The sequence below is a fragment of the Citrobacter sp. U14242 genome, assembly GCF_046555775.1.
Taxonomy (GTDB): Bacteria; Pseudomonadota; Gammaproteobacteria; order Enterobacterales; family Enterobacteriaceae; genus Citrobacter.
The window spans coordinates 120611-142317 of sequence record NZ_JBKGLW010000001.1 but is presented as its reverse complement, the minus strand read 5'-3'; the positions used below and the strand labels follow the sequence as shown (position 1 = coordinate 142317).

Annotated in this window: 19 protein-coding genes; 9 read left to right on the top strand and 10 right to left on the bottom strand. The window is 52.8% G+C overall.

Going from position 1 to position 21707, the window contains the following annotated elements; genetic code table 11:
* Positions 1–119: 119 nt before the first annotated feature.
* Together nudK and aegA are read right to left on the bottom strand one after the other, a co-directional pair.
* Positions 120–695, bottom strand: coding sequence for a GDP-mannose pyrophosphatase NudK (gene nudK, locus ACLJXE_RS00630; protein WP_286628930.1), 576 nt, complete (start codon positions 693–695; stop codon positions 120–122).
* Positions 696–852: 157 nt separating this feature from the next.
* Entirely contained in the window at positions 853–2832 is a 1980-nt protein-coding gene (aegA, locus tag ACLJXE_RS00625; RefSeq protein ID WP_410749819.1) for a formate-dependent uric acid utilization protein AegA, read from the bottom strand.
* A 264-nt stretch (positions 2833–3096) separates the two neighbouring features.
* Here aegA and narQ point away from each other — a divergent pair, with 264 nt between their 5' ends.
* Positions 3097–4794 (top strand): nitrate/nitrite two-component system sensor histidine kinase NarQ, encoded by a 1698-nt coding sequence (narQ, locus tag ACLJXE_RS00620; protein WP_410749818.1) that lies wholly within the window; start codon positions 3097–3099, stop codon positions 4792–4794.
* Between the two features lie 184 nt (positions 4795–4978).
* Positions 4979–8092: a multidrug efflux RND transporter permease AcrD gene (gene acrD, locus ACLJXE_RS00615; RefSeq protein ID WP_410749817.1), complete on the top strand. Its 3114-nt coding sequence runs from the start codon at positions 4979–4981 to the stop codon at positions 8090–8092.
* A 72-nt stretch (positions 8093–8164) separates the two neighbouring features.
* Here acrD and ypfM read toward each other — a convergent pair whose 3' ends face one another.
* Positions 8165–8224: a protein YpfM gene (ypfM, locus tag ACLJXE_RS00610; protein WP_001386977.1), complete on the bottom strand. Its 60-nt coding sequence runs from the start codon at positions 8222–8224 to the stop codon at positions 8165–8167.
* A gap of 387 nt (positions 8225–8611) precedes the next feature.
* On the opposite strand from ypfM, the gene ACLJXE_RS00605 reads away from it, so the two are divergent.
* The 3 genes from ACLJXE_RS00605 to ACLJXE_RS00595 all read left to right on the top strand — a co-directional run bounded on the left by ACLJXE_RS00605 (position 8612) and on the right by ACLJXE_RS00595 (position 10451).
* A complete protein-coding gene (locus tag ACLJXE_RS00605; RefSeq protein WP_410749816.1) occupies positions 8612–8986 on the top strand; it encodes an ArsC family reductase in 375 nt (124 codons plus the stop codon).
* 108 nt (positions 8987–9094) lie between these two features.
* Positions 9095–10222 (top strand): succinyl-diaminopimelate desuccinylase, encoded by a 1128-nt coding sequence (gene dapE / locus ACLJXE_RS00600; protein ID WP_410749815.1) that lies wholly within the window; start codon positions 9095–9097, stop codon positions 10220–10222.
* Between the two features lie 28 nt (positions 10223–10250).
* The gene (locus tag ACLJXE_RS00595; RefSeq protein WP_003835080.1) at positions 10251–10451 is read left to right on the top strand and encodes a YpfN family protein; all 201 of its coding nucleotides are present in this window, start codon (positions 10251–10253) and stop codon (positions 10449–10451) included.
* 47 nt (positions 10452–10498) lie between these two features.
* On the opposite strand, the gene ypfH is transcribed toward ACLJXE_RS00595, so the two are convergent.
* From ypfH to dapA, 6 genes are all read right to left on the bottom strand, one after another.
* Positions 10499–11197: an esterase gene (ypfH, locus tag ACLJXE_RS00590; RefSeq protein ID WP_286628923.1), complete on the bottom strand. Its 699-nt coding sequence runs from the start codon at positions 11195–11197 to the stop codon at positions 10499–10501.
* 73 nt (positions 11198–11270) lie between these two features.
* On the bottom strand, positions 11271–13286 hold the full coding sequence (locus ACLJXE_RS00585) for a tRNA(Met) cytidine acetyltransferase TmcA (protein WP_410749814.1): 2016 nt from the start codon (positions 13284–13286) through the stop codon (positions 11271–11273).
* A 15-nt stretch (positions 13287–13301) separates the two neighbouring features.
* Positions 13302–14168, bottom strand: a complete 867-nt coding sequence (locus ACLJXE_RS00580; RefSeq protein ID WP_286628920.1) for a neutral zinc metallopeptidase — start codon at positions 14166–14168, stop codon at positions 13302–13304.
* A 128-nt stretch (positions 14169–14296) separates the two neighbouring features.
* Positions 14297–15010, bottom strand: coding sequence for a phosphoribosylaminoimidazolesuccinocarboxamide synthase (purC, locus tag ACLJXE_RS00575; RefSeq protein ID WP_003835086.1), 714 nt, complete (start codon positions 15008–15010; stop codon positions 14297–14299).
* Positions 15011–15121: 111 nt separating this feature from the next.
* Positions 15122–16156, bottom strand: coding sequence for an outer membrane protein assembly factor BamC (gene bamC, locus ACLJXE_RS00570; RefSeq protein ID WP_410749813.1), 1035 nt, complete (start codon positions 16154–16156; stop codon positions 15122–15124).
* A 16-nt stretch (positions 16157–16172) separates the two neighbouring features.
* A complete protein-coding gene (dapA, locus tag ACLJXE_RS00565) occupies positions 16173–17051 on the bottom strand; it encodes a 4-hydroxy-tetrahydrodipicolinate synthase (RefSeq protein WP_410749812.1) in 879 nt (292 codons plus the stop codon).
* Between the two features lie 145 nt (positions 17052–17196).
* Between dapA and ACLJXE_RS00560 the strand changes: the two genes are divergently transcribed.
* Together ACLJXE_RS00560 and bcp are read left to right on the top strand one after the other, a co-directional pair.
* Positions 17197–17769 carry a glycine cleavage system transcriptional repressor gene (locus ACLJXE_RS00560; protein WP_003037954.1) on the top strand — a complete coding sequence of 191 codons (573 nt, stop codon included), beginning with the start codon at positions 17197–17199 and terminating at the stop codon, positions 17767–17769.
* The gene (gene bcp / locus ACLJXE_RS00555; protein ID WP_137384768.1) at positions 17769–18239 is read left to right on the top strand and encodes a thioredoxin-dependent thiol peroxidase; all 471 of its coding nucleotides are present in this window, start codon (positions 17769–17771) and stop codon (positions 18237–18239) included. The genes ACLJXE_RS00560 and bcp overlap by 1 nt, the downstream gene beginning before the upstream one ends.
* Positions 18240–18498: 259 nt before the next feature.
* On the opposite strand, the gene ACLJXE_RS00550 is transcribed toward bcp, so the two are convergent.
* On the bottom strand, positions 18499–19563 hold the full coding sequence (locus ACLJXE_RS00550) for an AI-2E family transporter (protein ID WP_005121878.1): 1065 nt from the start codon (positions 19561–19563) through the stop codon (positions 18499–18501).
* A gap of 226 nt (positions 19564–19789) precedes the next feature.
* On the opposite strand from ACLJXE_RS00550, the gene bepA reads away from it, so the two are divergent.
* Positions 19790–21253, top strand: coding sequence for a beta-barrel assembly-enhancing protease (gene bepA / locus ACLJXE_RS00545; RefSeq protein WP_286628916.1), 1464 nt, complete (start codon positions 19790–19792; stop codon positions 21251–21253).
* A gap of 94 nt (positions 21254–21347) precedes the next feature.
* The gene (gene arsC / locus ACLJXE_RS00540) at positions 21348–21707 is read left to right on the top strand and encodes an arsenate reductase (glutaredoxin) (RefSeq protein WP_137384773.1); all 360 of its coding nucleotides are present in this window, start codon (positions 21348–21350) and stop codon (positions 21705–21707) included.

Sequence of the window (21707 nt, the reverse complement as noted above, 5' to 3'; positions counted from 1 at the left end):
GTACAACCCCGAAATCAAAACACACAGCCCAGGCAGTATCTTCCTTGCGCGACTGATGTGGCTCAATAAGAATCGTCGGATTGGCCTGTATCTTTGTAAAGAAATATAAACCCTGACCGCTAATCCATAAGATGCGACGATTGCAGGTAGTTAAGTAAAAGCACCGTTTTCCCGTCGCGAATCTCGCCCGTTTTGATCATCGATAGTGCCTGTTCAAAAGGCAATTCCAGTACATCAATATCCTCATCTTCAATACCGCCACCCGCATTTGCCCGTTGGCTGTCACTGTATTGCGCGATAAAAAAGTGAATGATCTCCGTCACGCCGCCCGGCGACATATATAACTCAAAAAGTTTTCGTGCTTCGCCCACTTCATAGCCGGTCTCTTCAATGGCTTCTTTACGAATGCAAACTTCCGGCTCATCGTTGTCCAGCAACCCGGCGCAGGCTTCAATCAGTTGTCCACTTTCATTGCCGTTGACCCAGGTCGCAATACGGAACTGACGGGTCAGCACGACGGTTTTTTTCTCCGGGTTATACAGCAAAACTGTGGCACCGTTACCACGATCGTAAACCTCACGTTTGTGGCGAATGACCTCGCCATTGCTGCGGGTCAGGTCATAGGTGATATTGCGCAGGATGAAGTAGTTATCAGAAAGAACTTTATCTTTGATGAGGGTAATTTTTTGCGACATACCGGCTCCACAGCAAGAAGTGAGAAATAATACTACGCCGTGAAACCGGGTTTGTCTGCGTACAATGTGAGCCTGAACAGCGAAGCGCCATCAGACAATCATGCGGAACAAGGCCGGATGCCAACGCTAACGCGCCTTGTCCGGCCTTGTCAGTGGATTAGTGAGATTTGACTGATTTTACACCCAGCCAATCAATTATCCCCTGCGCAGCATGACGCCCTTCCGCCATCGCAGTAACGACCAGGTCTGCACCGCGAACGGCATCCCCCCCGGCAAAGATCTTCGGGTTAGTGGTTTGATAACGGTATGCGCTCTCAACATCAGCAGCGATGCGCCCCCAACTATCAACCTTCACGCCGTGAGTTTCCAGCCACGGCATACCGTGAGGATGAAAACCAAACGCCATAATTACCGCATCAGCAGGCATCACAAATTCACTCCCGGCAATGGGTACCGGACGACGACGCCCTTGTGCGTCAGGTTCACCGAGCTGGGTACGTAAGAAACGCACACCGCTGACGCGCCCTTCGGCATTCAGCACCAGTTCCACCGGTTGGACGTTAAATTCAAAGTTAGCCCCCTCTTCGCGGGCATTTTTTACCTCTTTTTTCGAGCCAGGCATGTTGGCCTCATCGCGACGGTAAGCGCACGTCACCTGACTTGCACCGTGACGTAACGCGGTTCGTACACAGTCCATCGCCGTATCACCGCCGCCGAGCACCACCACGTTCAGCCCGGCGGTATCAATAAACGGTTCTTCCGGCAGCTCATCCAGCCCCATCACCTGTTTGGTGTTGGCAATCAGGAACGGCAGCGCGTCATACACGCCGGGCGCATCCTCGTTTGGCAGATCCGCTTTCATCGAGCGATAGGTACCGACGCCGACGAAGACGGCATCGTAGTCTTCAAGCAGCGCCGCCAGCGCAACGTCCTTTCCGACCTCACAGTTCAGTTCGAAATGAATACCCATGGCGCTGAAAATTTCACGACGGCGTGCCAGCAACGATTTGTCCAGCTTGAAAGCCGGAATACCAAATGTCAGTAAACCGCCAATTTCAGGATGACGATCGAACACGGTAGCGCTGACACCGTTTCGCGCTAACACATCTGCACAGGCAAGACCTGCCGGACCGGCGCCAATAATGGCGACACGTTTATCGACTTTCTGTACATGGCTTAGGTCGGGTCGCCATCCTTTGCTCAGCGCACGGTCAGAAATATAACGTTCAATATTGCCGATAGTCACCGCACCATGCTCGTTCCGCACCGTACAGGCCCCTTCGCACAGTCGGTCCTGTGGACAGACGCGTCCAGTCACCTCTGGCAGGCAGTTAGTCTGGTGAGAAAGCTCTACCGCCGCATCAATGTTCCCGGCTTTTACCAGTTCAATCCACTGCGGGATGTGGTTATGCAGTGGGCAGGTCCATTCGCAAATACTGTGTTCTCCGCACTTCAGGCAGCGGGACGCTTCCCGCTCCGCCTGCGCCGTACGAAATGGCAGGTATATTTCATCAAAGCTGGTTTTACGGGCTTCTATAGCCAATTTATCCGGTTCACCGCGCGGTGGCGTCGCCTGCATCTGCTCGCGCCTGGTGAGTCGATGGGCCGTAAAACCGGTCGAGCTGGCATGCCAGGGCTGACTTTCGAGACTTGCCGTACGCAGCCGGCGTGCTTTTGATAATCCGGTCAGCGAGCTTTCCGTCACCAGTTGTAACGCCTGCGCCGGACAGTTCTCCACGCAAGCCGGACCCTCTTCACGCCCCTGACACAAGTCGCATTTGTGCGCCGTTGCTTTTACCTTTCCTTTAGCGACGGGAGTGAGTACGATCTGCATCGTACCAAAAGGACAGGCAACGACGCACGATTTGCAGCCAATACACTTTTGCGCATTCACCTGAACGCTGTCGTGCTCATGACTAATGGCCCCATTCGGGCAACTTCTGGCGCAAGGGGCATCTTCACAGTGGTGGCAGGTGACTGCACTGCGCTGTTGCTGATGCTTGATGACGGTAATTCGGGGCTGAAAATGCCGTTGGCTCAGGACATGTTGCTCGTCATTGTGGGCCATGACGCAGGCGACCTCACAGGCGTGGCATCCCAGGCACTGTTGGCTATTGACCATAATAAAACGATTCATGGCTTCCTTCTTTTTTGGTTGTGAAAACCTTATTCTTTATATGACTGTTGTTATTAACCGACCCTGAAGAGGGCGGCAATGTTCATTTGCCCAGGAAGCACAACTATTTATCCAGAACCTGTGGCAGATCAATTTATTTCATCGAATATGAAATTGCGTTTCATTTAGCAATCAGTTTCATGGCGATTTTATTAACATTTATCAACTACACTGAGTCGTTCGGGCTGTATCCAGGCGCGACGCGTATTGTGTGAGGATGTGCGAGTGACGGTAAAGCGTCCTGTCTCGGCCAGTTTAGCCAAAGCTTTTTTCTACATCGTGCTGCTGTCAATTCTCTCTACGGGTATTGCACTGCTTACGCTGACCAGCAGTTTGCGGGATGCTGAAGCCATCAATATTGCCGGCTCTCTGCGTATGCAGAGCTATCGATTAGGTTACGATTTGCAAAGCCAGAGCCCGCAGTTAAACGCCCACCGTCAGCTTTTCCAGCAAGCGCTTAACGCGCCAGCATTGCAAAATCTGAACGCCTGGTATGTGCCGCAAGCGGTAAAAAGTCGCTATGGCCGCCTGCATGCTAACTGGCTGGAAATGAACGCCCGCCTGATTAATGGCGACTTGCAGTGGTATCAGTCTAATATCAACAACTACGTCGATCAGATAGATCTCTTTGTGCTGGCACTTCAGCATTATGCCGAGCGCAAGGTGATGTTGGTTTTTGGCATATCGCTGGCGGGGGGGATCGGCATCTTCACCCTCGTCTTCTTTACGCTACGGCGTATTCGCCAGCAGGTCGTGCGCCCGCTGAATAAGCTGGTGATGGCCAGCCAGCATATTGAACACGGTCGGTTTGATATCTCACCGCTGGATACACAACTCCCCAACGAACTGGGATTACTGGCGAAGACGTTTAGCCAGATGTCGAGTGAGTTGCATAAGCTGTACCGCTCGCTGGAAGCCTCCGTCGCCGAGAAAACCCACGATCTCCACGAAGCCAATCGCCGTCTGGAAGTGTTATATCAGTGTTCTCAGGCACTGAATACCAGCCAGATTGACGTGTACTGCTTCCGCCATATTTTACAGATTGTCCGCGAACATGACGCCGCGTATTTCCTGGAGCTCACCGTCGGTGATAACTGGCGAATCAGCGAAGGAACGAAAAGCCCCGACCTGCCCATGCAGATCCTGCCGGTCACGATGCAGGAGACCGTTTATGGTGAACTACACTGGCAAAGCCCTAACGTGAGTGCTTCCACACCGCTGCTCAATAGCGTGTCATCCATGCTCGGGCGCGGGCTGTACTTCAATCAGGCGCAAAAACATTTTCAGCAACTGCTGTTAATGGAAGAGCGAGCGACCATCGCACGCGAGCTCCACGACTCGCTGGCGCAGGTACTTTCTTATTTACGTATTCAGCTTACGCTACTGAAACGCTCTATTCCGCAGGATAACGTTCCGGCGCAAAGCATCATGGCGGACTTTTCCCAGGCACTGAATGATGCCTATCGCCAATTGCGCGAACTGCTTACCACCTTCCGCCTGACCTTACAGCAGGCCGATTTGCCTTCCGCCCTGCATGAAATGCTGGAAACGTTGCAAAATCAAACATCGGCTAAACTGACTCTCGATTGTCGACTGCCAACACTGGCACTGGACGCGCAAATGCAGGTGCATCTGTTGCAGATCATCCGTGAAGCGGTGCTGAATGCCATTAAGCATGCCAATGCCAGCGAAATTGCTGTCAGTTGTGTGACCGCGCCGGATGGTAATCATACCGTTTATATCCGTGATAACGGTGTCGGCATCGGTGAGCCTCATGAGCCTACGGGGCACTATGGTTTGAATATTATGCGTGAGCGTGCGGAAAGACTTGGCGGCACGTTGACCTTCTCGCAACCCTCCGGAGGAGGCACGCTGGTGAGTATCAGCTTTCGATCGGCAGAGACCGACAGTCAGCTAACGTAAAGAACGGCAACGCGTCGGAAAGCCTGAATTCAGGCCTGACGGCATTGGTACAAAAGGTACGCTGTAAACGGGCATGATAATTTACATTATCTTCTTTTTTTCTCCACGTTTGGCCCGTACCTTGCCGCTACAGTGAAGCAAGTTATACCGATAACGATACGCAGAAACACGAGGTCCCCTTTTAATGGCGAATTTTTTTATCGATCGCCCCATTTTTGCCTGGGTGTTAGCTATCCTGTTGTGCCTGACAGGAACCCTGGCTATTTTTTCGCTGCCCGTTGAACAATATCCCGACCTGGCGCCACCAAACGTACGCGTCACCGCGAACTATCCTGGTGCATCGGCACAAACGCTGGAAAACACCGTAACCCAGGTTATCGAACAGAACATGACCGGCCTCGATAACCTGATGTATATGTCATCCCAAAGCAGCGGAACCGGTCAGGCGACGGTGATGCTGAGCTTCGTCGCCGGAACCGATCCTGACGAGGCCGTCCAGCAGGTGCAGAACCAGCTGCAATCGGCAATGCGTAAACTGCCGCAGGCGGTACAGGATCAGGGGGTCACGGTGCGTAAGACCGGGGACACCAATATTCTGACCATCGCCTTCGTCTCCACCGATGGCTCAATGGATAAGCAGGACATCGCCGACTACGTGGCGAGTAATATTCAGGACCCGCTTAGCCGTATTAACGGGGTCGGGGATATTGACGCCTACGGCTCACAGTATTCCATGCGTATCTGGCTCGACCCGGCCAAACTTAACAGCTTCCAGATGACCGCCAAAGATGTGACGGACGCTATTGAGTCACAGAATGCGCAAATTGCGGTAGGGCAGCTTGGCGGTACGCCTTCTGTGGACAAACAGGCGTTGAATGCGACGATCAACGCGCAGTCGCTACTACAAACGCCGGAACAGTTCCGCGACATTACACTACGTGTTAACCAGGACGGCTCGGAAGTCAGACTAGGCGATGTGGCAACGGTCGAAATGGGGGCCGAGAAGTACGACTACCTCAGCCGGTTTAATGGCCACCCCGCGTCCGGACTTGGGGTCAAACTGGCCTCTGGTGCCAATGAAATGGCAACAGCAGAACGGGTCATCAACCGCCTCAATGAACTGTCGCAGTATTTTCCGCACGGGCTGGAATACAAGGTGGCATATGAAACCACCTCTTTCGTCAAAGCGTCGATTGTCGATGTGGTGAAAACGCTGCTCGAAGCTATCGCGCTGGTCTTCCTCGTAATGTACCTGTTCCTGCAAAACTTCCGCGCGACGCTTATCCCGACCATCGCCGTCCCGGTGGTGTTAATGGGTACCTTCTCCGTACTTTACGCCTTTGGCTACAGCATCAACACGCTGACGATGTTTGCGATGGTGCTGGCAATCGGTCTGCTGGTCGATGACGCCATTGTGGTGGTGGAGAACGTCGAGCGCATCATGAGCGAAGAAGGCCTCTCACCGCGTGAAGCGACGCGAAAATCGATGGGGCAGATCCAGGGCGCGTTGGTGGGTATTGCCATGGTGCTGTCGGCGGTCTTTATTCCAATGGCCTTCTTCGGCGGTACCACCGGGGCCATTTATCGCCAGTTCTCGATTACCATTGTCTCAGCAATGGTGCTGTCTGTTCTGGTGGCGATGATCCTGACCCCTGCCCTGTGCGCTACGCTACTTAAACCTCTGCATAAGGGCGAGCATCACGGCCAGACCGGGTTCTTCGGCTGGTTCAACCGGATGTTCAACCGCAACGCTGAACGTTACGAAAAAGGCGTTGCCCGGATTTTGCATCGTAGCCTGCGTTGGATCCTGATCTACGGCCTGCTGCTTGGCGGCATGGTGTTCCTGTTCCTGCGCCTGCCAACCTCCTTCCTGCCGTTGGAAGACCGCGGGATGTTTACCACCTCGGTACAGTTGCCGAGTGGCTCCACGCAGCAGCAAACATTAAAAGTCGTTGAGGAAGTCGAGCAGTACTACTTCACTCACGAAAAAGACAACATTATGTCGGTCTTCTCGACTGTCGGTTCCGGCCCTGGCGGGAACGGACAGAACGTGGCGCGCATGTTTGTCCGCTTAAAAGACTGGGACGATCGTGACGCCACCACCGGCACCTCATTTGCCATTATCGAACGCGCCACCAAAGCCTTTAACCAGATTAAAGAGGCTCGCGTCTTCGCCAGCAGCCCTCCGGCTATTAGTGGTCTGGGGAGTTCTGCCGGTTTTGATATGGAATTACAGGACCACGCAGGCGCAGGCCATGACGCATTAATGGCCGCACGCGACAAACTGATAGAACTTGCCGGGAAAGACACGTCTCTTACCCGCGTACGTCATAATGGTCTGGACGACAGCCCACAGCTGCAAATTGATATCGACCAGCGCAAAGCGCAGGCGCTGGGTGTGTCTATTGATGATATCAACGACACGTTGCAGACGGCCTGGGGTTCCAGCTACGTCAATGACTTTATGGACCGGGGCCGCGTGAAAAAAGTCTACGTGCAGGCGGCGGCGAAATATCGCATGCTCCCTGACGATATCAACCTGTGGTACGTGCGCAATAATAGCGGTGGTATGGTGCCGTTCTCGGCGTTTGCCACTTCGCGCTGGGAAACCGGTTCACCGCGTCTGGAACGCTATAACGGCTACTCTGCGGTCGAGATCGTCGGTGAAGCTGCGCCCGGCATTAGTACCGGTACGGCAATGGACGTGATGGAGTCGCTGGTACATCAGCTACCGACCGGGTTTGGCCTCGAATGGACGGCAATGTCGTATCAGGAACGGCTCTCGGGATCTCAGGCTCCTGCCCTGTACGCCATTTCACTGTTAGTCGTGTTCCTGTGTCTGGCGGCGCTGTACGAAAGCTGGTCGGTTCCGTTCTCCGTCATGCTGGTCGTACCGTTAGGGGTCATTGGCGCGCTGCTGGCGACCTGGATGCGCGGCCTGGAAAACGATGTTTATTTCCAGGTCGGTTTATTAACAGTAATCGGGCTATCGGCGAAGAACGCAATACTGATTGTTGAATTCGCCAACGAGATGAACGAAAAAGGACACGACCTGCTCGACGCTACGCTGCATGCCTGTCGCCAGCGTTTACGTCCGATTTTGATGACCTCACTGGCGTTTATCTTCGGGGTGCTGCCGATGACCATCAGCAGCGGCGCAGGCTCTGGCGGCCAGCATGCGGTGGGGACCGGTGTAATGGGCGGGATGATATCCGCCACCATTCTGGCGATTTACTTCGTTCCGCTGTTCTTTGTGCTGGTGCGCAGACGCTTCCCGTTGAAGCCAAAGCCTGAATAAGGCACAAAAAAGGCGACTTACAATGAGTCGCCTTTTTTTATCCCTTACGGGATCAGGATGTCTGTCTGAAATTTATTTACGAAGCATCACTTCGATAAAGTCTTTCCAGTTCCCCAGTTCACGTTCAATCATAACAACCTCTCTTATTATTATGAGCATTCTACAAAATCATCATCATCAAAAGAAGAACATTTAACCGATGATTGTGATTGCATCCTCCCATGTGTGGGGTATATGTCATCACTATGCGCCATACCCATAAATTTTATGTGACTTACGGCAATATTTTGAAATATTCATACATAATCTACGACTTTGACAATCTGATGGAAAAACAGTCGGATGCAAACAGGTAAATTCTGAATTTCAACCCAGCCGAGGTTCTGGAACTTTCAGGAATCATTATTCACTCTTCAACAACAATGTTATATTTTTCTATAACGATTGAGTGACAATATGTATTATCCGGAATAACACCGTTCAAGAATAAATATTCAAAATACGTCAATAAGGATTCAAATGATTACCCTCTACGGCATTAAAAACTGCGATACCATTAAAAAAGCCCGACGCTGGCTGGAGGAACACGGCATTGACTACCGCTTCCATGATTATCGCGTTGACGGTCTGGACAATGCACTCATACAGTCTTTTATCAGCGAGTTAGGCTGGGAGCCGCTGCTCAATACGCGCGGAACCACCTGGCGTAAACTGGATGAAGCCACACGTCACCAAATCACCACGGCGGACGCCGCCGCCTCGTTGATGATTGAAATGCCAGCAATTATCAAACGCCCATTGCTCTGCGAGCCGGGTAAGCCTATGCTGCTTGGTTTTAGTGAATCCAGTTATACTCTATGGATTTCGAGTTGCAGGAAGGCAACAAGCGAGTGAGTCTCCAGGAGCTTACTGAAGTAAGTGACTGGGGCGAGTGAACGCCGTTGCCGCACATGCGGCTTGAAAAACGACGAGTATACGCAGTTTTTTAATGAGGTGTAGTCTATGTCGTGCCCGGTTATTGAGCTGACACAGCAGCTTATTCGCCGTCCTTCCCTGAGCCCGGATGATGCCGGGTGCCAGGCGTTAATGATTGAACGCCTGCGCGCGGTAGGTTTTACCGTTGAGCGTATGGATTTTGGTGACACACAGAATTTTTGGGCATGGCGCGGAAAAGGTGAGACGCTGGCATTTGCCGGTCACACCGACGTAGTGCCCGCAGGCGATGTTGATCGGTGGATTAATCCGCCATTTGAACCAACCATTCGCGATGGCCTGCTGTTCGGACGCGGTGCGGCCGATATGAAAGGTTCGCTGGCGGCAATGATCGTGGCTGCAGAGCGATTCGTCGCCCAACATCCGAACCATCAAGGGCGTCTGGCATTTTTGATAACGTCTGACGAAGAAGCCAGCGCTAAAAACGGCACCGTGAAGGTCGTTGAAACGCTGATGGCGCGCAATGAGCGGCTGGATTATTGCCTGGTCGGCGAGCCGTCCAGCACCGAAATCGTCGGTGACGTGGTGAAAAATGGGCGCCGTGGTTCCCTCACCTGCAACCTGACGATCCACGGCGTTCAGGGGCATGTGGCCTATCCGCATCTGGCTGATAACCCGGTGCACCGGGCTGCACCAATGCTAAATGAGCTGGTGGCGATTGAATGGGATCAGGGCAATGCGTTCTTCCCGGCAACCAGCATGCAGATTGCCAATATCCAGGCAGGCACGGGCAGCAACAACGTCATCCCTGGCGAACTGTTTATTCAGTTCAACTTCCGTTTCAGTACCGAATTAAACGACGAAATGATTAAGTCGCGGGTACTGGAACTGTTGGACAAGTATCAACTGCGTTACACAGTAGACTGGTGGCTTTCCGGCCAACCGTTCCTCACCGAACGCGGTAAACTGGTGGATGCAGTGGTGAATGCCATTGAGCACTATAATGAGATTAAACCGCAGTTACTGACGACAGGCGGGACATCCGACGGGCGCTTTATTGCCCGCATGGGGGCACAGGTGGTGGAACTTGGGCCGGTCAATGCCACCATTCATAAAATAAATGAATGCGTCAATGCCGCCGACCTGCAGCTGCTTGCCCGTATGTATCAACGTATCATGGAACAACTCGTCGCCTGATGAATTGTTCCTGCAAGAGGAAATGAGCATGGACTGGCTGGCAAAATATTGGTGGATTTTAGTGCTGGTGTTTCTGGTGGGGGTACTGCTGAATGTGATCAAAGATCTTAAGCGTGTCGACCACAAGAAGTTTCTTGCCAATAAGCCGGAGCTTCCCCCGCATCGTGATTTTAACGATAAATGGGACGATGACGACGATTGGCCGAACAAAGACCAACCTAAGAAGTAAGTACGATTTAAAAGCCCGGAAAATCATTTCTTTTCCGGGCTTTTCGTTTAAATCATCTCAATCACATCATCATCGTGAGGCTTACCACCGCTCAGCGCTTCATCGAAATAGTGCTTCGGTACGGTAAAACGCAGATGATCGAGCGCAAACTGCATGCTGCGATCGTCAATGGCGTGACCCAGGTCGTCGACGATATCCAACGTCACATCCCCACCAGCGCGAATTAACGCTTCCTGCGCTGCGACGGCGTGAGACAGTTCAATGACCCGATCTTCCCCACCATGAATCAAATGCACCGTCGTTGCTGTGGTTGCAACCTCCGGCAAGCTGGCGTAGCGGCCATTGAACGCAATCACCCGCGATGCCAACCCCGGCTCAGCTTTGATACTCTCAAGTGACATAATCGCCCCCTGAGAAAAACCAATCAACGCGGTAGCCTGAGGGGAAACGCCGCTCTGCTGCTGCCAGTAGCGAACGGTGTCGATAAAGACCGGCATGATGGCATCAATACGCGCCTGACGGTTCTCTTCTGTTACACCCTGAACAGAAAACCACTGACGCCCACCGGCAGCGCCATAAGGCTCAGCGCCACCAATGCTGACAATCAGCGCGTCCGGAAACAGTGGTGCAAACCAGGAACCAATTTCACCCATGGCTACCGGGTTATCGCCGACGCCATGAAACAGCAGAAGTAGCTGTTGAGCGGGTTTATCGGGACTTTGAACAACAAAATGGTCATGTTTCATGGCGATCTCCTTAACTGATGAGAATTATTCTACGCCGCTTAATCGCAATGACCATGCCAGTAAATTGAAGAAGTTAGTGAAAAAATTGCCATTGCATAATGCGATTACGTAACCGTTGCTGACGTTCGGTATCCAACTGCACTAACGCCTGTGCCGCCTCTTCACGCTGAACCAGCAACAACGCTTTGCGCCCCGAGACCTTCAACCGCTTGCACAATTCCGCGTCACTGCATTTTTCCTGTAAACGCCCTCGCAGCGCCGGGAGAGGCTGTTCACAGTGCTGGAGCAGACGACTCAGACAGCCGAGTGATGTGAGTAACGGCCGATGCGCGAAGGCAAACCCTGCCAGCTCATCCCAGTCATCATCATTAAGCGTAGACTCTTTCAGTGGAACGACCGGGATACACTCATCATTCCATTGTGCGAGGATCGCCGCATCACGACGCAATCGCTGATGTTCCCGCTCAGCCAGACGCTGCCCGGCATCACTGATAGGAAGTAACGCCATTGCCGTATAGCACCCACTGCTGGCTTCACGATGATTCCCCATCCGCACCATAACAAAACCGCAGCGTTGCCAAAAACGCCACAATTCGGCCGTATAACCAAAACTGACGGAAAGATAATCACACTGCGAGGAATACTGATGGGCCTGCATAATCAGTTGCTGCCCGATACCTTCCCGCTGACGAGCGGGATGAACCGCAATACGGCTAACCCGCCGCCCAACCAGCGTTGCGGCCAGCGGATCGCTGCCATGCGCCGCCAGTGACTGCGCAACCAGATTGCCTCTTGGCCGACGATATCCCGCCCACACAGCCTGACTTAACGCTGCGGATAGTCCCCCCTCATCCACCAGCCAGACGGCGCCCGCAACGGAGTCCACGCCCGATGCCTGAAGAAAATGTTGCCCCGGCGCATCCATCATCCGGCGCAGATCCAGTGGTGAAGTGCGATAATGCGCGCCGGAGAGCAATTGATAGACCGCCAGCGGTAGCATCGGGTTGGTATGCCAGACATTCGCATCAAATGCGCAGAAGCGAATCTCCCCCTGTGGCGCATGAGTAAAGGTTTCATCATCAAACACCAGCACATCGCTGACCATTTTTTCCAGTGGGCATCCCTGTGCCCAACGCACTGGCTGTTGTAATTCAAAGCGCCGCAAATGTGGGAAGCGAGCGCAGAATTTCAGCAAAAACCCTCTGCCTGTTCCTTCATAGCCCTGAACGGTTGTCGTTAACAGCGTGCGGGGAAAGCGTGAAACCAGCTGATGTAGAAGCGGCGCAGGAATAGCAGCCGCTTCATCAACAACGAGCCAGTCAGCCGTTTCAGCGTTGGCTAACAGCGCGTCCGGCGCCATAAAGCAGTAGCGTTCCCCAGCAAACTGCGCCAGTACATCCGTTGCCGCTTTAGCCGGTGCAGTAACGATAGCCGTCCCCGTCATACGCGAAATCAACTGCCCAGCCAGCGCGGATTTTCCCCGACCACGCGCGGCGGTCACTGCAACCACACCCGGAGGCATATCCAGCAGGTAATGTAAAATCTTCGCCTGTTCCGGCTGAGGATCGCCGTTTGCCGCCTGCCAGTCTGCTCGCACAGGAAAATGCGGATAGGATTTCGCCTGATGCTGTTGCCAATGCAGCGTTTCCCCTTCACGGGTCACTGCTCTCCTGAAGTGTTCAACAAAGTGTGGTGTTGGGATAGGTTCGGCGCAGTCGCTCCAGCGCAGGGAATCCGCGTCCGGAGACGTGTGCCAGGCCTGCCAGGGTGGGGTCAACAACACCAGCCAACTCCCGGCGCGGAGCGTGCCGCTGAGTGCGGCAAATGCCGCCGCGTCAAACCCCTGTCCGGCATCAAAAACGGCATGGCAAAATTCACGCCCTAACAGCGTTTGTAGCGCCTGTGGTGTGCAACCTGGCTCAGCAGGGGCTGTTGCCCCCACCCACAGCCAGTCGCCGGGCAATGTATTGCGTAGCGCTAACGCCTGAGCCTGGCACCAGTTGTCTTCGCCGCTGATGATCAGCAGACGGCGAATCCCTTCTCGGGCCATGCGTTCTGTGAGCGCACTCAGTACAGCATTGTCAGACATCCCTGCCTCAATATCTTAAATGCCTTTGCCAAAGGTATTACATTGTCCCGGATCGCCACTGTCAAAGCCGCGTTTAAACCAGGTGTAACGTTGCTGCGAGGTGCCGTGAGTAAAGCTATCGGGCACCACGCGCCCTTGCCCTTGCTGTTGCAAACGATCATCACCAATGGCCTGAGCGGCGTTGAGCGCCTCTTCCAGATCGCCGGATTCAAGTACACCCTGCTGCTGCATACTGTGTCCCCAGACACCCGCAAAGCAATCCGCCTGCAATTCCATACGAACAGAAAGTCGATTCACTTCAGCTTCAGAGGCATTCTGCTGCATCTGGCGAACTTTCGGTTCAATACCCAGCAGTTTCTGCACATGGTGGCCCACCTCATGCGCGATGACATAGCCCTGAGCAAAATCGCCATCAGCGCCCAGCTTATTTTTCATGTCATCATAGAAGGAAAGATCGATATATACCGTACCGTCCGCCGGGCAATAAAACGGTCCCATCACGGACTGGCCCGCACCGCAGCCGGTACGCGTCGCGCCACGATACATCACCAGCTTCGGCTGTTGATAGGTGCGTCCCATTTTTTCAAACTGCTGACCCCAGGTATCTTCGGTCGTTGCCAGTATCACTGAGGTAAATTTTGCGGCTTCATCATCATTCGGGCTGATGGAGCGTGTGGTTTGCTGTTGCGAAACAGGCTGACCGGTCATGAGTCCGGTGAGATCCACGCCATAATAGCCCGCGACAAGCACCACAATCAGCAGAATGATACCGCCTTTACCACTCGGCAAACGAAAACCGGGACCGCCCATGGAAGGGCCACCACCGGCGCTATTTCGTCTGTCTTCCACATTGTCACTTTCACGACGCCCTTGCCAGCGCATAGTCACCTCAACTTTTTATTCATTATGTTGATGATCGTAGGCGGTTCGGAACAGGATTACCATAAGAAACAGTAATCAAAATCGGGGGGATTGATGAGCCGGAGAGCGATCGCCGGCTCAGGGAGGCGTTAGTCTAACTTCACACCCAGACGATGCGCGACAGCTTCATAGGCTTCGATCAGGCCGCCCAGACTCTGGCGGAAGCGATCTTTGTCCATTTTATCCAGCGTTTCTTTGTCCCACAGACGACTACCGTCCGGTGAGAATTCGTCGCCCAGCACCACTTCACCTTTATACAAGCCAAACTCAAGTTTGAAGTCGACCAGAATCAGACCTGCGTCATCAAACATCTTTTTCAGCACGTCGTTGGCTTTGTAGGTCAGCTCTTTCATACGTGCCAGATTCTCTTTGCTCACCCAACCAAAAGTTTCGCAATAGGAATCGTTAATCATTGGATCGTGCATAGCATCATTTTTCAGGAACAGATCAAACAGCGGCGGATTCAGTTCAATACCTTCCTCAACACCTAAACGCTTCACCAGAGAACCGGCCGCGCGGTTACGTACCACGCACTCAACCGGTACCATCTCCAGTTTTTTCACCAGACATTCGGTATCGGATAACAGTCGCTCCATCTGGGTAGGAATGCCTGCTTCTTGCAGTTTGGTCATAATGAAATGGTTGAATTTGTTATTCACCATACCTTTACGGTCAAACTGTTCAATGCGCGCGCCATCCCCTGCTGACGTATCATTGCGGAATTCGAGCACCAACAGGTCCGGGTTTTCCGTGCTGTATACGGTCTTCGCTTTACCACGATACAACTCAGCTTGCTTTTGCATCTTTATTACTCCTGGGTGTGAATTAACGATAAATATTGCGTTTTTCTGCCGACGCACACGTTTGCGTATCATATCAGAAAAAAAGGGCTGGATAACTCCAGCCCTTCATTTTTACTTACTGAACGCTGCCTGGAAGACGGCAACCAGCGCGTCGTTCTGGCTTTGCGTCAGGGTATGCCCCTTCGGATCGATAAACTGCATGCTACTGCGGTTGTCTAAATCACCCACCTGCAGTTTATAGTCACCGGATACAAGTCCTGGATCGGTTGCGCCCAGTTCCTGCCAGTTGCTGTCTGACAGTGGTTTGTAAGTCACTGCGATGCTGCCCTGAGAACGGGTACTATCAGTCACTTTCATGCCCACTTTTTCCAGCGCTGCCGGCAGACGCTGCCACACCACGTTGAACGGTCCACGTACCACCAGCATCGGTAAACCGGTGTCATCTGCAGCACTCTGAACGTCCATAGTCGCGGCAGAACGGTTCTGCGCGGCATTCGCAGCGTCAGTGGCGTTCTTATCCAGACCCGCAGAGATAACGTTCATCATCTCAGCGCTGTAGCGCTGCATTGATGCCGGATCGGCTACCGGTTTTCCAGCCTGCTCGAGGTTAATCAATTTCACCGTTACCGCCTGCTGATAGCCCTGCGGTTTAACCGAGATTTGATAACGTCCACGGTACTGTTCGTCTTCATCCAGACGGTTCCAGTCAACCCAATCGGTGGTCAGCGTCTGGCTGGCATCATCACGTTTCACGATAGTGTAGTTTTTAGACTGCACAACGCTCACGACCTGTGGCCACAGCGTGTTACCACGACCATTTTCCACCAGCAATGTCGCCGTATCACCCGCGATCTGAGTACGGGCACCCGTGACTAATGCTAACGGCTGAGCCGGTGGGCGAATGTCCAGCGCTTTCCCCACGGCACCGCTACCGTTGGTTACCGGGATGTTATAGTCGCCGGTCATAACCGGCAGAATCATCCCAGCTGGCGCGTGAAGCTCAGCAAGCGGTGCGGCCTCCAGATAGGATTCATCACCGCTCACCTGGCGCTTATAGCGCGAGTCAGAACTACAGGCCGCGAGCAACATAACAAGCGAAACACCCGCAACCTTGGCCAGGCGCGACTTTTGTACTGAGTAAGCCATCAAATCTCCCTAAACTTTACAGCAAACCGGCATGCTTAAGCGCCGCTTTGACGATATCACGAGCATTATCCGTGATTGGTGTCATCGGCAAACGTAGCGTATCGGTCGCCACAAGTCCCAACTCCTTACATGCCCATTTCACTGGGATAGGATTGGGTTCGACAAATAGTTTGTTGTGTAACGGCATCAGACGTTGGTTGATCACCCGCGCCTCGGCAAAATGCCCTTCTGCCGCCAGTTTGCACATTTCAGCCATTTCACGTGCCGCTACGTTAGTAGTAACGGAAATCACGCCATGACCACCGAGCTGCATAAAGTCCAGCCCGGTCGCGTCATCACCGCTGAGCAGAATAAAATCGTCTGAAACCAGCTCTTTGATCTGGTGAACACGACTTAAGTTCCCTGTAGCCTCTTTGATAGCGACAATATTTTTTACCTTCGCCAGACGACCAACGGTTTCAGGCAGCATATCGCAGCCAGTGCGGGACGGCACATTATACAGAATTTGTGGCAAGTCAGTATGTTCCGCGATGGCTTTGAAATGCTGGAACAAACCTTCCTGAGTTGGGCGGTTGTAATAAGGCGTCACCGTCAGGCAGCCGACAACACCGCTGTCGTTGAAACGCTGCGTCAGACTAATGGCTTCTGCGGTCGCATTGGCGCCCGTTCCGGCGATAACCGGAATACGCCCATCGGCCAGCTCCAGCGTCATCATTACCACATCGCCATGTTCATCATGACTCAGGGTAGCGGACTCACCGGTGGTGCCAACCGAAACGATCGCCGAGGTGCCACTGGCGACATGATAATCAATCAGTTTTTTCAGGCTCGACCGGCAGACTTTACCTTTCTCATCCATCGGCGTAATAAGCGCGACAATACTTCCCGTGAACATGGGCCATCCTCTGTGCAAACAAGTGTCTCAATGGTACGTTTGGTACGACAATAAAAGCAAGCGACCATAGCCCTTCTGATTGTTGTATGCATGTTTTTTTTATGCTTTCCTTATGATTACCTCACCGCTCGAAGGAAGAACAGGTTTGACATCGTCATCGCAACACTATCTGGTCATTACTGCGCTGGGTGCTGACCGCCCGGGAATTGTGAACACTATCACCCGTCATGTCAGCAGTTGTGGCTGTAATATCGAAGACAGCCGACTGGCCATGCTGGGTGACGAGTTTACGTTTATCATGTTGTTATCCGGAACCTGGAATGCCATCACCCTGATTGAATCAACCTTGCCTTTGAAAGGCGCAGAGCTGGATTTATTGATTGTGATGAAGCGTACAACCGCGCGTCCCCGCCCGGCGATGCCCGCCACGGTATGGGTGCAGGTCGACGTCCCCGACTCTCCTCATTTAATTGAGCGCTTTACCGCCCTTTTTGACAGCCACCAAATGAATATTGCGGAACTGGTTTCGCGCACACAACCGGCTGAAAACGGCAAGGCTGCACAATTGTTTATTCAAATTACCGCACATAGTCCTGCGTCACATGATTCGGCAAATATTGAGGATGCGTTTAAAGCACTCTGTACAGAACTCAATGCGCAAGGCAGTATTAACGTCGTCAATTACTCACAGCATGATGAACAGGATGGAGTTAAGTAATGAACCCACTGAAAGCCGGTGATATCGCACCGAAATTTAGCTTGCCGGATCAAGACGGAGAACAAGTAAATTTAACCGACTTCCAGGGACAGCGTGTTCTGGTTTATTTCTACCCGAAAGCCATGACGCCCGGCTGTACCGTACAGGCCTGTGGCTTGCGCGATAACATGGATCAGTTAAAAAAAGCCGGTGTTGAGGTGCTGGGAATAAGCACCGATAAACCAGAAAAGCTTTCCCGATTTGCGGAGAAAGAAGTGCTTAACTTCACGCTCCTGTCTGATGAAGATCATCAGGTTTGCGAGCAGTTTGGCGTCTGGGGTGAAAAGTCATTTATGGGTAAGACCTACGATGGCATCCACCGCATCAGCTTTCTGATTGATGCCGAAGGCAAAATTGAACATGTGTTTGATGATTTCAAAACCAGCAATCACCACGATATCGTGCTGAACTGGGTTCTGGAAAACGCCTAAGATACGTTTTGCTGAATAATGCCTGATGGCGACGCGAGCACGTCTTATCAGGCCTACATCTGTACAAATCTGTAGGCCGAATAAGGTGTTTACGCTGCCATCCGGCATAAAAATCGTTTATTCAAACGTTCCTTTTACGCACGCTTTCTTCTCTTTCACCCTGGCTTTCCCCTTCGCCCACAGGTCATTCACGTCCGTTCAGCACCAGAATATCCGCATCACATCCCGCCGACGGCATTGCGCCGTCGGAACTGATGGATTAGCGATCGTCAACCGTCTGACCATCCGGCCAGGCATGCACCACGGCTTTGATGAGCGTCGCCAGCGGAATGGCAAAGAATACCCCCCAGAATCCCCACAGACCGCCGAAAATAACTACCGACAGAATAATCACCAATGGATGCAGGTTTACGGCTTCAGAGAAGAGTACGGGAACCAGCAGATTGCCGTCCAGCGCCTGGATTATCAGATACACGGCGAAACAGCTCCAGAACTCCGTTCCGAGTCCGAACTGAAACAACGCCACACCAACGACCGGAATAGTCACCACAAACGCGCCGATGTACGGGATGAGCACAGAGAACCCCACCAGCACAGCCAACAGCAGAGAGTAGTTAAGACCAAACATCAGGAAGCCCAGCCAGGTTGCAACACCGACCACCACCATCTCCAGGACTTTACCGCGGATATAGTTGGTGATTTGCTGGTTCATCTCTTTCCAGACCTGTCCTGCCAGTCCACGATTTCGCGGCAGCACCCGGCGCACAGCATTCAACATCTGGCTTTTATCCTTCACCAAAAAGAACACCATCAGTGGGACAAGCACCAGATACACCGCCAGCGTCAACAGCCCAACCAGAGAAGCCAGCGAATATTTCACCACTGAATCACCCATGGTGAGCATCCGGGAACGCATATTCTCGGCCATCGCATCAATGATGCCCGCATCCATAAGCGCCGGATAACGTCGCGGTAAGGTGGCGGCAAAGTCAGACAATTTGTTGAGCATGCCAGGCATATCGCGTATCAAATAGATGCCTTGCTGCCATGCGACAGGCATTACCACAAACGCCATCAGCAGCAAAATACCGACAAACACTACCAGCACAATTGACGTCGCCCAGCGCCGCGAACAACCGATATTTTCCAGCCGGGCGGTAGGCCATTCCAGCAGATAAGCCAGCACAATCGCGACCAGCAGCGGCGCTAACAGACCACTAAAGAAGAACAGGATGCCAAAACCGGCAACCAGAATTATCAGCAAGGCAATAGCCTCAGGGTCGCTAAAGCGGCGGCGATACCATTGCGTCAACATTTCGAGCATAAAACCTTCCCTGAACCTCAATAGCGGGATTGCGATCCCGAATTGTATCGAAATGTCACAAAAAAGACTTCGCTTTTTATGGCTGATTACGCAAAGTGAAAAGACATTTTTCCTGGGTGTTCATCGTCAGGTTTCGCAGTTACACTCGCTAAGCTTGCGGAGTGTGAACGATACTTCACGGCATTGGTCAAATGGCTATCTCAAAAAAGAATACAGGACAGAGGTTATGTTCAGGCAGTTGAAAAAAAACCTGGTTGCTACCCTCATTGCTGCACTGACCGTCGGTCAGGTCGCGCCCGCATTTGCTGACACTGCGGATACCCTACCTGATATGGGAACCTCAGCAGGGAGTACGCTTTCTATTGGTCAAGAAATGCAGATGGGCGATTATTACGTTCGCCAGCTGCGCGGTAGTGCGCCGTTAATTAACGATCCGCTGCTAACCCAATATATTAATGCTCTGGGGATGCGCCTGGTTTCGCATGCAGATTCCGTAAAAACGCCCTTCACTTTCTTTTTAATTAACAACGATGAAATAAACGCCTTCGCTTTTTTTGGCGGCAACGTTGTATTGCACTCAGCACTGTTCCGCTATTCCGATAACGAAAGCCAACTGGCATCGGTAATGGCGCACGAAATTTCTCACGTCACGCAGCGCCACCTGGCGCGAGCGATGGAAGATCAGAAACGTAGCGCCCCGCTGACATGGGTCGGTGCATTAGGCTCGATTTTATTAGCGATGGCCAGCCCGCAGGCAGGTATGGCGGCGCTAACCGGTACGCTGGCGGGTACTCGCCAGGGGATGATTAGCTTTACTCAACAGAACGAACAGGAAGCAGACCGCATCGGTATTCAGGTGCTGCAACGTTCAGGATTCGATCCCCAGGCCATGCCAACATTCCTGGAGAAACTGCTCGATCAGGCCCGTTACTCTACACGTCCCCCGGAAATTCTTCTGACTCACCCCCTGCCAGAAAGCCGTCTGGCAGATGCGCGTAACCGCGCCAACCAGATGCGCCCGGTAGTCGTGCAATCTTCAGAAGATTTTTATTTGGCCAAAGCGCGAACCCTGGGCATGTATAATTCAGGCCGCAACCAGTTAACCAGCGATCTACTGGATAACTGGTCGAAAGGCAACGTGCGCGAACAGCGCGCTGCGCAGTACGGTCGGGCGCTGCAAGCGATGGAAGCCAGTAAATACGACGAAGCACGTAAAACGCTTCAGCCGCTGCTCGCGGCAGATCCGAATAATGCATGGTACCTCGACCTGGCAACGGACATCGATCTCGGCCAGAAGAAAACCAGCGATGCCATTAATCGCCTGAAAAACGCTCGCGACCTGCGCGTGAATCCAGTATTGCAACTCAACCTGGCAAATGCGTATTTGCAGGGAGGACAAGCTAAAGAGGCTGCCACCATCCTGAATCGCTATACGTTTAACCATAAAGATGACACTAACGGCTGGGATCTGTTGGCGCAAACGGAAGCGAACCTGAATAACCGCGATCAGGAGCTGGCCGCACGTGCTGAAGGGTATGCGCTGGCAGGCCGTCTTGATCAGGCCATCTCGATGCTCAGCAACGCCAGTTCTCAGGTGAAACTCGGCAGCCAGCAGCAGGCCAGATACGATGCCCGTATCGACCAACTGCGCCAACTGCAAGAGCGCTTTAAACCGTACTCGAAAATGTAACTAGTGAATACTTGCCGGATAGTGGCGCTGTTGCGTCTTATCCGGCCTGCGGCAGGCACAATAGGTCGGCCGAATCGTCATGCAAGGAGAAGTCATGTCAGACGCGATTAAAATTTACCATAACCCACGCTGCTCAAAGAGCCGTGAAACGCTGGAGTTACTCAAGTCTAACGGTGTAGAGCCAGAAGTCGTGCTCTATCTGGAAACCCCGGCTGATGCAGCGACACTGCGTGAATTGCTGAAGATGCTGGGAATGTCCAGCGCTCGCGAACTGATGCGTCAGAAAGAAGATCTCTACAAATCGCTCAACCTGGCGGACAGCAGTTTGAGTGAAGATGCGCTGATTCAGGCGATGGTCGAAAACCCGAAGCTGATGGAGCGACCGATTGTGGTAGCGAAGGGTCAGGCACGGATTGGTCGCCCACCTGAGCAAGTGCTGGAAATCGTCGGTTAA

Bases quoted from the DNA above. Each gene is read 5' to 3' on its own strand.
- nudK (WP_286628930.1), bottom strand. From the start codon at position 695: ATGTCGCAAAAAATTACCCTCATCAAAGATAAAGTTCTTTCTGATAAC.
- aegA (WP_410749819.1), bottom strand. From the start codon at position 2,832: ATGAATCGTTTTATTATGGTCAATAGCCAACAGTGCCTGGGATGCCAC.
- acrD (WP_410749817.1), top strand. From the start codon at position 4,979: ATGGCGAATTTTTTTATCGATCGCCCCATTTTTGCCTGGGTGTTAGCT.
- ACLJXE_RS00605 (WP_410749816.1), top strand. From the start codon at position 8,612: ATGATTACCCTCTACGGCATTAAAAACTGCGATACCATTAAAAAAGCC.
- dapE (WP_410749815.1), top strand. From the start codon at position 9,095: ATGTCGTGCCCGGTTATTGAGCTGACACAGCAGCTTATTCGCCGTCCT.
- ACLJXE_RS00595 (WP_003835080.1), top strand. From the start codon at position 10,251: ATGGACTGGCTGGCAAAATATTGGTGGATTTTAGTGCTGGTGTTTCTG.
- ypfH (WP_286628923.1), bottom strand. From the start codon at position 11,197: ATGAAACATGACCATTTTGTTGTTCAAAGTCCCGATAAACCCGCTCAA.
- ACLJXE_RS00585 (WP_410749814.1), bottom strand. From the start codon at position 13,286: ATGTCTGACAATGCTGTACTGAGTGCGCTCACAGAACGCATGGCCCGA.
- ACLJXE_RS00580 (WP_286628920.1), bottom strand. From the start codon at position 14,168: ATGCGCTGGCAAGGGCGTCGTGAAAGTGACAATGTGGAAGACAGACGA.
- purC (WP_003835086.1), bottom strand. From the start codon at position 15,010: ATGCAAAAGCAAGCTGAGTTGTATCGTGGTAAAGCGAAGACCGTATAC.
- bamC (WP_410749813.1), bottom strand. From the start codon at position 16,156: ATGGCTTACTCAGTACAAAAGTCGCGCCTGGCCAAGGTTGCGGGTGTT.
- dapA (WP_410749812.1), bottom strand. From the start codon at position 17,051: ATGTTCACGGGAAGTATTGTCGCGCTTATTACGCCGATGGATGAGAAA.
- bcp (WP_137384768.1), top strand. From the start codon at position 17,769: ATGAACCCACTGAAAGCCGGTGATATCGCACCGAAATTTAGCTTGCCG.
- ACLJXE_RS00550 (WP_005121878.1), bottom strand. From the start codon at position 19,563: ATGCTCGAAATGTTGACGCAATGGTATCGCCGCCGCTTTAGCGACCCT.
- bepA (WP_286628916.1), top strand. From the start codon at position 19,790: ATGTTCAGGCAGTTGAAAAAAAACCTGGTTGCTACCCTCATTGCTGCA.
- arsC (WP_137384773.1), top strand. From the start codon at position 21,348: ATGTCAGACGCGATTAAAATTTACCATAACCCACGCTGCTCAAAGAGC.